15 protein-coding genes are annotated in these 15,277 nt (G+C 70.4%); 6 read left to right on the forward strand and 9 right to left on the reverse strand.

The window, feature by feature from the left end; genetic code table 11:
* Positions 1-62 precede the first annotated feature (62 nt).
* From OG734_RS45820 to OG734_RS45845, 6 genes are all read right to left on the reverse strand, one after another.
* Entirely contained in the window at positions 63-1,220 is a 1,158-nt protein-coding gene (locus OG734_RS45820) for an acyl-CoA dehydrogenase family protein (RefSeq protein ID WP_330293302.1), read from the reverse strand.
* Positions 1,221-1,256: 36 nt separating this feature from the next.
* Positions 1,257-1,790, reverse strand: coding sequence for a DoxX family protein (locus OG734_RS45825; protein WP_330293303.1), 534 nt, complete (start codon positions 1,788-1,790; stop codon positions 1,257-1,259).
* Complete coding sequence (locus tag OG734_RS45830; protein WP_330293304.1) at positions 1,787-2,698, reverse strand: SDR family NAD(P)-dependent oxidoreductase; 912 nt, start codon at positions 2,696-2,698, stop codon at positions 1,787-1,789. Before OG734_RS45830 ends, OG734_RS45825 begins: the two co-directional genes overlap by 4 nt.
* A 32-nt stretch (positions 2,699-2,730) precedes the next feature.
* Positions 2,731-3,885 (reverse strand): CaiB/BaiF CoA transferase family protein, encoded by a 1,155-nt coding sequence (locus OG734_RS45835; RefSeq protein ID WP_330293305.1) that lies wholly within the window; start codon positions 3,883-3,885, stop codon positions 2,731-2,733.
* A 62-nt stretch (positions 3,886-3,947) separates the two neighbouring features.
* Positions 3,948-4,727 (reverse strand): enoyl-CoA hydratase/isomerase family protein, encoded by a 780-nt coding sequence (locus tag OG734_RS45840; RefSeq protein ID WP_330293306.1) that lies wholly within the window; start codon positions 4,725-4,727, stop codon positions 3,948-3,950.
* Between the two features lies 1 nt (position 4,728).
* Entirely contained in the window at positions 4,729-5,484 is a 756-nt protein-coding gene (locus OG734_RS45845; RefSeq protein ID WP_330293307.1) for an SDR family NAD(P)-dependent oxidoreductase, read from the reverse strand.
* An 85-nt stretch (positions 5,485-5,569) separates the two neighbouring features.
* On the opposite strand from OG734_RS45845, the gene OG734_RS45850 reads away from it, so the two are divergent.
* The 6 genes from OG734_RS45850 (at position 5,570) to OG734_RS45875 (ending at position 12,269) form a co-directional block, all read left to right on the forward strand.
* On the forward strand, positions 5,570-6,712 hold the full coding sequence (locus tag OG734_RS45850; RefSeq protein WP_330293308.1) for an acyl-CoA dehydrogenase family protein: 1,143 nt from the start codon (positions 5,570-5,572) through the stop codon (positions 6,710-6,712).
* A 108-nt stretch (positions 6,713-6,820) separates the two neighbouring features.
* On the forward strand, positions 6,821-8,311 hold the full coding sequence (locus tag OG734_RS45855) for an aldehyde dehydrogenase family protein (protein WP_330293309.1): 1,491 nt from the start codon (positions 6,821-6,823) through the stop codon (positions 8,309-8,311).
* Between the two features lie 65 nt (positions 8,312-8,376).
* The gene (locus OG734_RS45860; RefSeq protein WP_330293310.1) at positions 8,377-9,951 is read left to right on the forward strand and encodes an AMP-binding protein; all 1,575 of its coding nucleotides are present in this window, start codon (positions 8,377-8,379) and stop codon (positions 9,949-9,951) included.
* 4 nt (positions 9,952-9,955) lie between these two features.
* Positions 9,956-11,107, forward strand: coding sequence for a thiolase family protein (locus OG734_RS45865; protein WP_330293311.1), 1,152 nt, complete (start codon positions 9,956-9,958; stop codon positions 11,105-11,107).
* Positions 11,104-11,505, forward strand: coding sequence for a Zn-ribbon domain-containing OB-fold protein (locus OG734_RS45870; protein ID WP_330293312.1), 402 nt, complete (start codon positions 11,104-11,106; stop codon positions 11,503-11,505). The genes OG734_RS45865 and OG734_RS45870 overlap by 4 nt, the downstream gene beginning before the upstream one ends.
* A gap of 5 nt (positions 11,506-11,510) precedes the next feature.
* Positions 11,511-12,269 (forward strand): FadR/GntR family transcriptional regulator, encoded by a 759-nt coding sequence (locus OG734_RS45875; RefSeq protein WP_330293313.1) that lies wholly within the window; start codon positions 11,511-11,513, stop codon positions 12,267-12,269.
* 7 nt (positions 12,270-12,276) lie between these two features.
* Here OG734_RS45875 and OG734_RS45880 read toward each other — a convergent pair whose 3' ends face one another.
* From OG734_RS45880 to OG734_RS45890, 3 genes are read right to left on the reverse strand one after another with little or no spacing between them, the layout of a single operon-like run.
* Positions 12,277-13,299 carry a TIGR03617 family F420-dependent LLM class oxidoreductase gene (locus tag OG734_RS45880; RefSeq protein ID WP_330293314.1) on the reverse strand — a complete coding sequence of 341 codons (1,023 nt, stop codon included), beginning with the start codon at positions 13,297-13,299 and terminating at the stop codon, positions 12,277-12,279.
* Positions 13,296-14,432: an acyl-CoA dehydrogenase family protein gene (locus OG734_RS45885; RefSeq protein WP_330293315.1), complete on the reverse strand. Its 1,137-nt coding sequence runs from the start codon at positions 14,430-14,432 to the stop codon at positions 13,296-13,298. Before OG734_RS45885 ends, OG734_RS45880 begins: the two co-directional genes overlap by 4 nt.
* A gap of 3 nt (positions 14,433-14,435) precedes the next feature.
* Positions 14,436-15,221, reverse strand: coding sequence for an enoyl-CoA hydratase/isomerase family protein (locus OG734_RS45890; RefSeq protein WP_330293316.1), 786 nt, complete (start codon positions 15,219-15,221; stop codon positions 14,436-14,438).
* Between the last annotated feature and the right edge of the window lie 56 nt (positions 15,222-15,277).

The following is a 15,277-nucleotide window of genomic DNA, read 5'->3' on the forward strand; positions in this document are numbered from 1 at the left end:
AAAGGGTGAACGCCCCGGTCTCCCCGGGGCGTTCACCCTTTTTCTGCTCACCTTTGTGTCGATCAACCGCGTGCGGCCTCGCCCAGCAGCGCCTTCGCGATGATGACCTGCTGGACCTGGCTGGTGCCCTCGTAGATACGGAACAGCCGGGCGTCGCGGTAGAAGCGCTCGACGGCGACCCCGCGCATATAGCCCGCGCCGCCGTGGATCTGCACGGCGCGGTCCGCGACCCGCCACACCATCTCGCTGGCGAAGTACTTCGTGCAGGACGGCCCGACCTTGGTGTCGGTGCCGGCGTCGAACGCGCGGGCGGCTTCCAGCACGGTGGCGCGTCCGGCGTAGTAGTCGGTCTGCGAGTCGGCGATCAGGCCCTGGACGAGTTGGAAGGAGCCGATGAGCTTCCCGGACTGCTTGCGGGTGCTCGCGTAGGCGACCGACTCGTCGACCAGGCGCTCGGCCATGCCGACCATCAGCGCGGAGATGTGCACCCGGCCGTGGGCGATGCAGCCCATCGCCGTGGAGAAGCCCCGGTTGAGGCCGGCGTCCCCGCCGACGAGGGCGGATGCGGGGACCCGTACGTCGTCGAAGTACACGTCCGCCGTCCAGGCGCCGAACTGGCCCATCTTGTGGTCCTTGGGAGCCACGGTGAGACCGGGGGTGCCGGCCGGCACCAGGAACGTGGAGATGCCGCGCGTGCGCGGGGCATCCGGGTTGGTGCGGGCGAAGACCATGAAGACGTCGGCGAGCGGAGCGTTGGTGATGTACCGCTTGGCGCCGTTGATCACCCAGTCGTCGCCCTCCCGATGGGCCCGTGTCGTCAGCGTCGACGGATCGGATCCCGCCTCGGGTTCGGTGAGCGCGAACGACGCCAGTACGTCGCCCGAGGCGATCCTCGGCAGCCACTGCGCCTTCTGTTCCTCGGTGCCGCCGACCATGAGGACATGGCCCGCGATGCCGTTGTTGGTGCCGAACATCGACCGCAGCGACGGGGTCGTATAGCCCAGCTCGAACATCAACTGGGCCTCCTCGTACATCGACAGGCCCAGCCCGCCGTACTCCTCGGGCAGTGCGAAGCCGAACAGGCCCATCTTCTTCGCCGCCTCGCGGATGTCCGCGGGCATCTCGTCCTTCTCGTCGATCTCCGCTTCGAGCGGCACGACACGCTCTCTGACGAAGCGCCGGACCTCGGACAGCACCGCGCTGAAGTCAGCCGCGTCCATGTCGACTCCCTGATGTTCTGATAGCTCTGGTTGTACTTAGTGATCTGTTGGGGGTTCTTCGTCCTGAGATTCGTCCGGCTTTTCCTCCGGCCGGTAGCACATCGCCAGCAGCGCCGCCGCGCTCACGGTGCCGAGGCCCGCAGCCAGCAACGCGGGCCCCGCACCCGCGCGTTGGCGCCGCAGCAGCCCGTCGAGCGAGTACCGGCCGTTGCCCAGCGCCGCCAGCGCGACGGCCGCGCCGCCCACGACACCGGCGTACTCCCAGCCGCCCTTGAAGACGAAGAAGCCCTTGCCGCGGTGGTCGGTGCGGGCCGCCACCGTCATCAGGCCGACGGCCGCCGCCGCCGGCAGGGGGCCCACCGCGCCGAGAGTGATGCCCACGCCCGCCGCCAGTTCGGTGCCGGCCGCCATACGGGCGTGCACCCCGGCCGGCTGGAGACCGAGCGCCTCGAACCAGCCCGTCGTGCCCTTCAGCCCGCCCGGTCCGGCGACCTTGTTCCAGCCGTGGGCGAAGAGCATCGGGCCGAGCGTCGCGCGCAGTACGAGTGCCGCTGCGTCGTGGCCCTTCACTGGCCGACTCCCGTGGCCCGGCCGGCGGGCGCCACGCCGTACAACTGCGGTACGGCGTCGACGAGTTCGTCGTAGGTGAGGGCCTGGCCGGACTCGCCGGTGTGGACGCCCGCGACGGTCCAGCCCTGTAGTCGGTTCAGTCTGTTTCCCTCGATACGCAGGACCTGGCCGGTCAGCCAGGCCGAGCTGTCGGAGGCCAGGTAGACGACGACACCGGAGGCGTTGGCGGGATCGCGCGGGTCGAAGCCGTCGACGGCCTGGAGTGACGCGCCGACGTCGAGACCGTCCGTCATCCGGGTGGCCGCGATCGGTGAGATGGCGTTCGCGGTGACGCCGTACCGGCGCATCTCCAGTGCCGTGAGGACGGTGAGTCCGGCTGTCCCGGCCTTCGCGGCACCGTAGTTGGACTGTCCCTGGTTGCCGAACAGGCCGGTCCCGGAGGTCGTGTTGATCACGCGGCCGGCGACCCGCTCACCCCGCTTCGACGCCTCGCGCCAGTACGCGCACGCGTGCCGAGTGAGCGCGAACGTGCCCTTCAGATGCACCGCGATCACGGCGTCGAACTCGGCCTCGCTCATCGAGAACAGCATCCTGTCGCGCACGATGCCCGCGTTGTTCACCACGATGTCGAGGCGGCCGAACTCCGCGACCGTGTCCGCCACCATCTCCTCGGTCGCCGCCCAGTCCGTCACCGAGGCATGGTTGGCGACCGCACGGCCGCCGAGTTTGGTGATCTCGGTGACCACGTCGTCGGCGGGGGAGTCGCCCGTGCTCTCGCCGTGCACGCCTGAGCCGAGGTCGTTCACGACCACGGTCGCCCCCGCCTCGGCGAGTGCCAGACAGTGCGCCCGGCCCAGCCCTCTGCCGCCACCGGTCACGATGGCGACCTTGTCGTCGAGGATGCCCACGTCCTGCCTCCTATAAGGGGAAAGGGGGATGTCTAGTCGAGTTCGCGGAGTACGTCGTCGGTGTGCTCGCCGAGGGTCGGCGCGCCGGTGCGCGGCTTGTCGTCGACTCCCCAGAAGCTGACGGGAGTTGCGACTGTCCGCAGCGGCGGAGCGTCACCCATACCGGGCTGTTCGACGAACGCCCCGATGGCCTCCGCCTGTGGATCGGCAGCCACCTCCGCCAGGGTCTGCACGGGCGCCCACCACACGCCCTCGGTGTCGAACCGCTCCGCCCACTCGTCCAGCGGCCGCTTGGCGAACTCCTCGTCGAACTCGGCGATCAGTTCGCGTACGTGCCCGCGCCGGGCCTTTCCGGTCGCGAACCGCTCGTCCGTCGCCAGGTCCTCGCGGCCGAGTGCCTTGACGACACCGGGCCAGTGCCGGTTGCCCTCCAGGCCGACGAGCCAGAACCAGCGGCCGTCGGCGGCCCGGTAGCTGTTGTAGAGCGGGGACTCGTGTTCGGTGCGGTGCCGGGTACGGCCGCGCTTGCCGAAGAAGTTCTGCAGCGCGAGGTCGTTGCCGTTGGCGTACGTCCCGGAACGCAGCAGGGACACGTCGACCACACCGCCCTCGCCGGTGCGTTCGCGGCGCAGCAGCGCGGCCAGCACCCCCGCCACCAGGTTGGACGCGGCCGTACGGTCGCCGAGGCCGGGACGGATGCCCGGCGGCGGCTCGCCGGCCGGGTTGAGCATGGCGGCGATTCCGGGGCGCGCCCAGAAGGCGGAGACGTCGTACCCGGCCCGGTCGCGCTCGGCGCCCGTCCAGCCGTAGCCGGTCAACGTGCCGACGACCAGACGGGGATGGCGGGCACGCAGCTCGTCCGGAGCCAGACCCAGCCGCTCCAGGGCGCCGGGGCGCAGATTGGTGACGAACACGTCGGCGCGCGCCAGCAGCCGTTCCAGTACGTCCTTGCCGTCCTCCGAGCGCAGATCGAGCACGATCCCGCGCTTGCCGCGGTTGTCGGACTCGAACGGGGGCGCGCTGTCGATGTCCTGACCGACGTGTTTGAGCGTGTACCGGTTGGGATCCCCGGTCGGTGCCTCCACCTTCACCACGTCGGCGCCCCAGTCCGCGAGCATGGTGGCGGCGGCCGGTGCCGCCACCCACATGCCCAACTCGACGACGGCAATGCCCTCCAGTGGCCGCACGGCGCACCTCCCTGCTTGTCGATGCTTGACGCTGCCTGTCGATGTCCTTGCCGGAACACCCGTCACCTGCCGCGGAAGTCGCCGGGGCGACGCTCCCGGAAGGCCTTCAGTCCCTCGGCCCGGTCCTCGGTGCAGAACAGCACCGAGACGGTCTCGCGCTCGTACGCGATCGCCGCCTCCAAGTCCATGCCGAGCCCGTAGTCGATCAGCCGCTTGCCCGAGGCGAGCGCGAGCGGGGCCCCGGCAGCCAGCGCGGTGGCGAGGGTCTCGGCGGCACTCAACGCCCCACCGGGCTCGGCCAGTTCATTGACCAGCCCGAGCGCGTGAGCCCGCTCGGCACCGATCGGTTCGCCGGTGAGGATCATCTGCTTGGCGATCGCCGGCGGTACGAGACGCGGCAGCCGCTGTGTGCCGCCCGCGCCCGGCAGAACGCCGAGCTTCATCTCCGGCAGGCCGAGCCGGGCACCCCGCTCCGCCACCCGCAGATCGCAGGCGAGCGCCAGCTCCAGACCGCCGCCGAAGGCGAACCCGTGGACGGCCGCGACCGAGGGCTTGGGAAAGTCCTCCAGGAGCGCGTACGCCTCCGTCAGCCGCCCCACGAAGGCACGGAACTGCCCGGGTGTGGTGAACGACTCGATCTCCCCGAGGTCGGCGCCGGCGGAGAAGGCGCGGCCCGCGCCGGTCACGACCAGGGCGCGGACGTCGTCGTTGTCGCGGACGTCGTTCAGCGCCCGGGTGAGCCGTTCGACGGTCTCGGAGCCGATGGCATTGAGCTGCCCGGGTCTGTCCAGTGTCAACACGGCGAGTCTGTCGCGGAGTTCGACGCGCAGCACGGTGCCCACCTCAGACCATCGTGAGTCCGCCGCTGACCGAGAGCGTCTGCCCGGTCATATAGGCGGCGTCGTCGGACGCGAGGAAGGCGACCACACCGGCGATCTCGGCCGGCTGGGCGACGCGGCGCAGCGGGATCGCCCGCACGGTCGCGTCGTACATCTTCTGGCTGTACTCGGCGACCTGGCCGAGCAGCGCGGTCTCGGTCGGCCCCGGGCAGACGCTGTTCACGGTGATGCCGTGCCGGGCGACCTCGCGGGCGAGTGCCTTGCCGAAGGCGATGACGCCGCCCTTGGTCGCCGAGTACACGACCTCGCCGGAGGAGCCGACCCGGCCGGCGTCCGAGGCGATGTGGACGATCCGGCCGCCGCCGCGCTCGATCATCGAGTCGAGCACGGCCCGGGTCACCGTGATCGTGCCCCGCAGATTGACGGCGATGATCCGGTCCCAGGTGTCCTCGGTGCTGTCGACGAAGCGGCCCAGGACGTCGACGGCCGCGTTGTTGACCAGGACGTCCACGGGACCGAGCTCGGCGCTCACCCGCTCCACGGCGGCCCGCACGGCCGCGCCGTCGGAGATGTCCGCGCCGACTCCGGCGGCGCGCACTCCGTACCGCTCCGTGAGTCGGGCCGCGATCTTCCCGGCGGCCTCGGCGTCCAGGTCGCAGACCGCGACCGAGGCTCCGGCGGCGGCCAGCGCGTCGGCGATCGCTTCGCCGATGCCGCGTCCCGCTCCGGTGACGAGTGCCACCTTGTCCCGTACGCTCACGCGCCCTCCCTCGCCCAGTCGTCGATACCGCGCTATCGTATAACTACTTCAGCTAAATAAGCGAGATGTATGAGTGGAGTCGAGCATGCGCCGTACGATCTTCACCGCGGAACACGACCTCTTCCGCGAGACCGCCCGCGCCTTCTACCTGCGGGAATGTGCCCCACACACCGAGGAGTGGGAGCGGGACGGACAGGTGAGCCGCGCGGCCTGGGCGGCGGCGGGCAAGGCCGGGCTCATCGGCTGGCAGTTCCCCGAGGAGTACGGCGGTCAGGGGATCTGGGACTTCCGCTACAACGCGATCATGGCGGAGGAGATGGCGGCCACCAGCTCGGTCGGCATCGGGCTCGGGCTGCAGAACGACGTCGTCCCGCCCTATCTGGCGACGCTCACCACTCCGGAGCAGAGGGCCCGTTGGCTGCCCGGAGTGATCAGTGGCGAGACGATCTGCGCGCTCGCACTGTCGGAGCCGTCCGCCGGGTCCGATCTCAAGGGCATCCGCACCACCGCCCGGCGGGACGGCGACGAGTGGGTGATCGACGGCTCCAAGACCTTCATCACCAACGGCATCCTGGCCGATCTGGTCATCGTCGCCTGCAAGACCGACCCGGACGCCGGACACAGGGGCATCAGCCTGATCGTCGTCGAGCGCGACGCCGTGGGCTTCGAGCGCGGACGCAAGCTCGACAAGGTCGGCATGAAGGCCCAGGACACCGCCGAACTCTTCTTCCACGAGGTCCGCGTACCCGCCGAGAACCTCATCGGGCAGGAGGGGCGCGGTTTCTACCACATGATGGGCAACCTCCCGACCGAGCGACTCGCCATCGCCGTCTCCTCGCTGGCGGCCGCCGAGCGGGCCTACGAACTCGCGCTGGAGTACGCCAAGACCCGTACCGCCTTCGGGCAGCCGATCGGGCAGTTCCAGGCCAACAGGTTCGCCCTCGCCGACATCAGGGCGAAGCTGAACGCCGCCCGGGTCTATGTGGACGGCTGCATCATGGCCCTGTTCCAGGGCGAGTTGACGCCCGAGGAGGCCGCCGCGGCCAAGTACTGGACCTCCGAGACCGGCTGGGAGGTCATCGACCGCTGTATGCAGCTCTTCGGCGGCTATGGCTATGTCAACGAGTACGAGATCGCGCGCATCTGGCGCGACAGCCGGGTGCAGCGGGTGTTCGGCGGGACCTCGGAAATCATGCAGGAGATCATCGGGCGGTCGTTGGGGCTGTGACAGGGGGCTGTCATTGCAGGGGGCTGCGACAGGCATTGATTGGTTCGGCTAAATAGGTTATCTATTTAAGCTGTACGGATGTGACGGTACAGGGCTCCAGGAGGCACCGTGGTCACGGTCGATGTGAAGCTGCACCAGAAGCGAGCCGAGCACGACTTGCCGCAGCCCCGGCTCGTCATCGGTGGCAAGGACGTCACCGACACGAGCGGCGGAATCTACGAGCACCGCAACCCGGCGACCGGCCTGATCCAGGCGCGCATCCCGCTGGCCGGGCCCACCGAGGTGGACCAGGCCGTGGCAGCCGCACGCCGGGCCTTCGAGGTGTGGGGCACCATGCGCCCCGCCGAGCGCCGCCGGCTCCTCACCCGCTTCGCCCAGCTCCTCCGCGACCACATCCCCGACTTCGCGGCGATCTGCCCGCTGGAGAACGGCGTCTGCATCGGCGGCTGGGCCGAGAACGTCGGACCGCACGTCGCCGAGTGGACCGAGTACTACGCCGGCTGGGCCGACAAGATCGAGGGCATGGTCGGCGCCGCCTACAGCCCGCACGAGAACGTCGAGTACACCATCGCCGAGCCGTACGGCGTCATCGGCCACATCATCACCTGGAACTCGCCCGCCCTGTCACTGGCGATGAAGGTCCCGCCGTCGCTCGCCGCCGGGAACACCGTCGTCATCAAACCGGCCGAGTCCACGCCGTTCTCCGCGCTGCTCTTCGCCGACCTGGCCCACGAGGCAGGCATCCCCGAGGGCGTCGTCAACGTCGTCACCGGACTCGGGGACGCCGGATCGGCCCTGGTCACCCACCCCGGCGTCGACAAGATCTCCTTCACCGGCGGTCCCGCCACCGCGCGCCGCATCATGGCCGTCGCGGCACTGAGCCTCAAACCCGTCGTGTTCGAACTGGGCGGCAAGTCCGCCAACCTGCTCTTCGCCGACACCGACCTGGACACCGTCGTCCCCTACTGCGCGGCCTTCGCCATGAGCAACACCGGGCAGGGCTGCGCGCTGCCCACACGGCTGCTGGTCGAGCGCCCGATCTACGACGAGGTCGTCACCCGCGTCGCCGGGGTCGTGGCACACCTGCCCGTGGGCGACCCGCTCGACCCGGCGACGTACATCGGCCCCCTCATCAACGAAGCCGCCCGCGACCGCGTCCAGGGCATGATCGACAACGCGATCGAAGGCAGTGCCGGACGGCTCGTGTACGGCGGTGAACGCATCGACGCCGACGGTTACTTCGTGTCCCCGACCGTCTTCGCGGACGTCGACAACCGCAGCGACCTCGCCCAGCAGGAGATCTTCGGCCCGGTCCTGGCCATCACCCCGTTCGACACGGAGGAGGAGGCCGTCGCCCTCGCCAACGACACCGAGTACGGCCTGTCCGCCTACGTCCAGACCCGTGACATCACGCGCGCCAACCGGCTGGTGCCGCGACTGAAGGCCGGGACGGTCTACGTCAACCCAGGCCCGAATCCGATCACTTCACCCGCCACGCCCTTCGGCGGTGTCGGGATGAGCGGGTTCGGACGGGAAGGCGGCAAGGCCGGCTTGGACGAGTTCATCAGCGTCAAGGGTGTCGGCATCGGCCGCGTCTGAACCGCACCTCCGAAGCCCTGCCGAAGCCCTCCCAAAGCCCGCCCAAAGCCTTTGGAGCCAAGAGCATGCATCCCGCCCGCCGCCTGACGTTCGGCGACCTCATCCGTGAGCACCGAAGGTCCTACCTCGATCACGTCGCCCTCGTCGACGGCGAAGTCCGCCTGACCTGGCCGCAGTTGGACGAGCGCACCAACCGACTCGCCCATGCCCTCACGGACGCGGGCGTCGGCACCGGCGACCGCATCCTGTGGCTCGGCCAGAACTCCTTCCGGATCTGGGAACTGCTCGGCGCCGCCGCGAAGATCGGCGCCATGGTCTGCCCCGGCTACTGGCGCTGGGCCGCCCCCGAAATGGCCTTCGCGGTCGAGGACTTCGACCCCAAGGTCGTCGTCTGGCAGGACGAGGAGATCGGCGACACCGTAGGCAAGGCCAGGGCCGAACTGGGCAGCGACCACCAGGCGTTGTGGCTGCGGCACGACAGCGAGGACGCGGACTCGTACGAGGCCTTCCTGGCCGCCGGCTCACCCGACGACCCGACAGCCGACGTCGACCCGGACTCCGCCCTCCTCGTCATCTACACCGCCGCGATCACCGGACGACAGTCCGGCTCGATGCTCTCCCACCGCAACCTGCTCGCCATGGGGGCGAGCGCCGCCTGGATGGGCGACATCGGCACGGAGACCGCCTTCCTCGGCGCCGGGCCGATGTTCCACATCGGGAACTACCAGTTCTGGGGCGTCCCCGCCTTCGTCCACGGCGGCAAGAACGTGATCGTCCGCCGCGTCGTCGCCGAGGAACTGCTCCCGCTGCTGGCGACGGAACAGTGCACCCACGCCTATCTGATGCCGCCGACCATCGCCCAACTCGTCGCCCTCAACAGGGAAGCGGGTCACGACCTCTCCCACCTGCGCGCCAGCGTCGCCGCCCCCCTGTGGCAGGGCACCGTCCCCACCGACACCAGCCGCTTCACCCGCAACGGCGGCGGCGAGGGCCGTGGCTACGGGCAGACCGAGGTGACCGGCTTCGCCGTTACCGGCGCCTACGGCGGCACGGGCACCGGCAACGCGGGACGCCCGGGGCCCTTCACCGCCGTACGCGTCCTGGACGGCACCGGCGAGGAGTGCGCGACCGGCGAGGCCGGCGAGATCTGCGTCCGCGGCGACCTCGTCCACCTCGGCTACTGGAACCGGCCCGAGACCAACGAGCAGCGCTTCCGCTTCGGTTGGTGGCACACCACCGACCTGGGGCGGCGCGAGGTCGACGGCACGATCAGCTTCCTCGGGACGACGACCCGCATGCTCAAGTCGGCGGCCGAGAACATCTTCCCCGCCGAGGTGGAGAACTGCATCGAGTCCCACCCCGCGGTGAAGGAGGCCGCCGTGATCGGCGTGCCCAACGAGCGCTGGGCGCAGGACGTCAAGGCCGTCGTGGTGCTCCAGGCAGGCGCCGAGCCGGTCACGGCCGATGACGTCATCGAGCACTGCCGGGCGCGCATCGCCTCGTACAAGAAGCCGAAGACGGTGGAGTTCGTCGAGACGCTGCCCCGCACCAAGGACTTCGCCAAGGACTACGAGGCCCTCGACGAGCGCTTCGGCGGCGGCGGCTATCCCGGCGGCGACACGCTCGGCGCGGGACGGTGACCCGGTGAACGGCCGCCAACCCGTGATCGTCGGCATCCACGCCACCGAACAGGCGCTGACGCTCCCCGACCGGAACGCCATGGACCTCGCCCTCGAAGCGGTGAGCGGCGCGATCGCCGACGCCGGACTCACCCCGGCGGACGTCGACGGCGCCCAGGTCGACTGGCCCGGCCCGGGCGGTGTCCCCGGCGAGGGCAGCTCGTGGGCGCGCATGCTCGGCCGCGACCTGCGCTGGACCAGCGACTCGATGCTCGACAACGCCGGCTCCCGGGGACTGCTGAAGGCGGCTGCCGCGATCAGCGCCGGATACGCGGACACCGTCGTCGTCGGAGGCTGCAAGCTGGTCTCACGCGGGGCCGGCCCGGTCGGGGCCGGGGTGCCGCTGGAGTTCGCCGATGTGTGGGGCAGCTATGTCGTCGCCCAGTTCGCGCTGGTGGCCGCACGGCACATGCACGAGTACGGGACGACCTCCCGCCAGCTCGCGGAGGTCGCCGCCACGATCCGCAACAACGGCACCACCAACCCGGAGGCGATGATGTTCGGGCGCGGCCCGTACACCGCTGACGACGTGCTTGCCTCCCGCATGGTGGCCACACCGTTCCACCTGCTGGACTGCTGCATCGTCGGCGAGGGCGGCGCGGCCCTCGTCGTGACAACCGCCGAACGCGCCCGGGACCTGCCGAACCCGCCCGTCGCCGTACTCGGCGGCGGCATGGAGTACCACCAGGCCGCGTACGCCAACCCGGCGCTGCACCGGGAGGTCGGACAACTCGGCCGGGACGCGGCGACCCGCGCCTACGCCATGGCCGGCGCCGGCCCGCACGACGTGGACGTCTTCTCCCTCTACGACCCCAACTCCTTCGAGATCATCCGGCAGTTGGAGGTTCTCGGCGTGTGCGGGGAAGGGGAGGGCGGACCCCTGGCGGCGAGCGGTGCCATCGCCGTCGGCGGCAAGCACCCCGTCAATCCGGACGGCGGCTGTCTGGCGTACGCGTGGAACGGGACCCAGCAGATGACGCTGAAAGTCGTCGAGGCGGTACGGCAGTTGCGTGGCACCGCCGTGCACCAGGTCGAGGGCGCGGAGCTGGCCGTCGTCGGCAACGCAGGATCCGGGGCGCAGCACTACGAGATGAGCGTGCTCGGGAGGATGCGATGAGCCGACCCGTACCCGTCCCCACCGAACTGTCCCAGCCCTTCTGGGACGCGGCCCGGCGCGGCGACCTGGTCGTCCCGCACTGCCCAGCCTGCGGCCTGCGCTTCTTCGTGCCCGAGCCCGCCTGTCCCGGATGCATGTCGAGGGACTGGCGGTATGCGCCGAGCGCGGGCCGGGGGACCGTCTACTCGGTGACCGTCGTCCACCGTGCGCCGGGGCCCTGGTTCGACACGCCGTTCGCGCTGGCGGTGATCGATCTGGACGACGGAGGCACTCTGCTGTCCCATGTCGACGCGGGCGAGCCGGACAGGGTGGCCATCGGCCTGCGGGTCCGAGTGGACTTCCGGGCGCTCACCGACGAGATCACATTGCCTTACTTCGTACCGGATGCGGGTGACTGAAGGAGATGGACGCCGTGGCGAACACGCCGGTGCGGGTCCCCAAGATGGCCGAGCTGGTGGCGGCACAGCTGCGCCGCAAGATCGTGCGCGGGGAACTGTCGGAGGGGGAGGCACTGCCGGCCGAGACCGCGCTGATGGCGGAGTTCGCCGTGTCCCGGCCGACGCTGAGGGAGGCGTTCCGTGTCCTGGAGTCGGAGTCGCTGATCAGCGTGCGCAGGGGTGCCCGGGGCGGGGCACGGGTGCAGACCCCGGAAGGCACGGTCGCGGCCCGCTACGCCGGGGTGGTCCTCGAATACCGGGGCACGACCCTCAAGGACGTGTACGACGCCCGCACGGTGATCGAGGCCCCGTGCGCCGCTCTGCTGGCCGAGCGGCGCACGGAGGAGGACCTGGAGCGGCTGCGGGCCGCCGTCGCCGAGGCCGAGGCACTCATGGACGATCCGTCGGCGTTCATCCGCGCCCACATGGAGTTCCACGCCCTCGTCGTCGAACTGGCGGGCAACGAGACGCTCAGCGTCCTCAACGGCATGGTCCGGCACATCATCGACCAGGCGAACTGGTCCCACGTCGACCTCGACGCCGGCAGCCCCGAGAACGTACGGGCCAACCGCCGGGGTTTCCGCGCCCATGGCGCGCTCGTCGACCTGGTGGCCGCACGCCGGACCGAGGCCGCCGAGGAACTGTGGCGCCTGCATCTCCAGGAGGCCGAGGACTACCTGCTGCAGAACAGGTCCATGACCACCGTCCTGGACCTGCTCGGCTGACACCCCGTCAACTGTCCCGCAGCTCCCGGACGATGGGCTCCCACACCTCGGCGTCGATCTCGTACGCGGCGTAGAAGGACACCCGGTCGACGAGTGCCCCGTACCGGCGCCGAATCTCGTCCGCGACCCGGTCCGGCTCCGCCACGAGCGCGAAGGTGTGCAGCACCTCGTCGTCGACGAGCCCGCTCATCGCCTCCCACTTGTCCTCGCGCCGGGACGTCGACAACGCGTGCAGTTCGTCGCCGAGTTCACCCCATCCGTGCAGCTCCAGCACCCCGCGATAGGCGGGGGTGCTGCCGTAGAAGGCGATCTGGGCGCGGGTGCCGTCGATCGCGCGGGTCATCTCCTCCTCCGTGCGGCCGGTCGCGGTCAGAAGCAGATGGGAGACGGAGAAGTCGCCCCTGGTGCGGCCGGACGTGGCCAGCCCCGCCTCGACGGTCGGCAGGGTGACCTCCCGCAGGTACCGCTCGGTGGTGAAGCCGTGCGCGAGGAGCCCGTCGGCGACCTCGCCCGCCACCCGGGTCATCGCCTGGCCGACCGCGGCCACGAACACCTTGGGCGGACCGCCGGGCGTGGGCGGGGGAGAGAAGAACGGGGACATCAGGGTGTGCGAGTAGAAGTCGCCCCGGAAGTCGAGCCTCTCGCCCTCGTTCCAGGCCGCCCAGATGGCGTGCAGCGCGCTCACGTACTCCCGCATCCGGGCCGCGGGCCGGCTCCACGGCATGTCGAAGCGCCGCTCGATGTGCGGTTTGATCTGACTGCCGAGGCCCAGCGAGAACCGTCCGCCGGCGTAGGTCTGCAAGTCGTGTGCGGTGTACGCGAGTTGCATGGGGGAGCGGGCGAAGGCCACGGCGATGGCCGTGCCGACCTCCAGGCGGTTGGTGTGCTCGGCCGCGAGCATCAGCGGCAGGAAGGGGTCGTGCTTGGACTCCGACGCCCACAGACCGTCGTAGCCGGCCTTCTCGTGGTGCCGGGCCTCCTCGACCACCTCGGCGGTGCCCCAGACGTTGAGTTTGCCGTCGACCTTCATGCCGCTCCTTCTCCTGTGCTCATACCGATGCGCCGCGCCAGCAGTTCCCGGTGGTGTGCCGGATCGCCGAACAGCAGCTGTGATGTCTTGGCCCGCTTCAGATACAGGTGGGCCGGGTGCTCCCAGGTGAAGCCGATACCGCCGTGCACCTGGATGTTCTGCTCCGCTGCCTGCACACAGGCGTCGGAGCAGAACGCCTTGGCCAGGCTTGCCACGGCGGGCAGCTCAGGGTCCTCGTTCTCGGCGGCGAGCAGGGCGTAGTGCGCGGCCGCGCGTGCCGACTCCACCTCCAGCAGGACGTCCGCCAGGAGGTGCTTCACGGCCTGGAAGGAGCCGATGGGCCGCCCGAACTGGTGGCGCACCTTGGCGTACTCGACCGCCATGTCGAGTGCCCGCGAGGCCACGCCGACCTGCTCGGCGGCGAGCGCCACGGCGGCCCGGTCGAGTACCTCGGCCACCAGTTCCCAGCCGCCGGCGTGCGTACGCAACCGGGTCGCCCGCACCTCGTGGTAGTCGAGGCGCGCCTGCCGGCGGGTCGGGTCCATCGTGGGCAGGGGCTCGCGGGTCAGGCCGGCCGCGTCGCCGTCCACCCGGAAGACGCCGATGCCGTCGTCGGCACGGGCGATGGTGAGGACGACATCGGCGGTGGCACCGTCCAGGACGAACAGCTTGTGCCCGGTCAGCAGCCAACTCCCTTTGCTTTCACGGGCAGTGAGTTGGATCCCCGACGCGTCCCAGCGGGCGGAGTCCTCGGTCAGGGCCAGCGTGCCGACGAGTTCGCCGGAGGCCAGGCCGGGCAGCAGGCTTTTGCGGGCGTCCTCGTCGGCGCTGCGCAGCAGCGTGGTCGTCGCGAGCACGGCCGAGGACAGGAACGGCGCGCACAGCAGCGCACGGCCCATCTCCTCCATGACCACGCCCACTTCGACGGGCCCGCACCCGGCACCGCCGTACTCCTCCGGCACGGCCAGCCCCTGAAGACCGAGCTCCGAGCCCATCCTGCGCCACAACGCCGTGTCGAAGCCCTCCGGAGTCTCCATCAGCCGCCGGACCTCGGTCTCCGGAGAGGTGGCCGCCAGGAACGCCCGTACCGTGCGCCCCAGTTCCTCCTGCTCCTCGCTGAACGCGAAGTCCATACCTCAGCCCTCCCCGCCGGTTCGGCGGCTCTCGCGAGACGCGATGATCTTCTCGACGAGAGCGATGTGGTCCGGTGAGCGCATGCTGTCCCGCTCGGCGAGCAGGGCCGGTTCCAGCACAGTCGCGAGCGCCTGCTCCAGATGCAGGTTCACCGCCCGCTTGGTCTCGCGCAGCGCCTGCGCGGGCAGCGCGGCCAGCCGTGCGGCGAGGTCCATGGCCTCGTCCAGGAGCTTGTCCTTCGGTACGGCGCGGTTGGCGATGCCCAGCCGGACGGCGTCCTCGGCGCTCACCCGGTCGCCGAGGAACAGCAACTCCTTCGCCCGGGTCAGGCCGACCAGCAGGGGCAGCACGAGAGCGCCGCCGTCGCCCGCGACGAGCCCCACCTGGACGTGCGGATCGGCCACATAGGCGTCGTCGGCGATCAGTACGAGGTCGCTGAGCAGGGCCAGGCTGCAGCCGAGGCCGACGGCGGGCCCGTTGACCGCCGCGATCACCGGCAGCGGGCAGCGGACCATGCCGGTGATGATCCGGCGGGCCTCGTCGACGTTCTGCTGCCGGAAGGCGCTCTCGCGCTGGACCCGGGTCATGATGTCGAAATTGCCCCCCGCGCTGAACGCCCGGCCGCGCCCGGTGAGTACGACCACCCGCGCCCCGGGGTCGTCGGCGAGCTCCTCCCAGACCGTCGCGAGAGCGGAATGCAGCTTCTCGCTCATCGAGTTGAGCTGGTCCGGCCGGTTCAGCTCGACCAGCCGGACCGGCCCACGGGACGTCACCACCAGATCCGCCATGTCCACACCCACCGCCGCAATCCAGAAAGAGTATGTAGAGTTGAATGGTATAACTA

The organism is Streptomyces sp. NBC_00576 (assembly GCF_036345175.1).
In the GTDB taxonomy this organism is placed as follows: Bacteria; Actinomycetota; Actinomycetes; order Streptomycetales; family Streptomycetaceae; genus Streptomyces.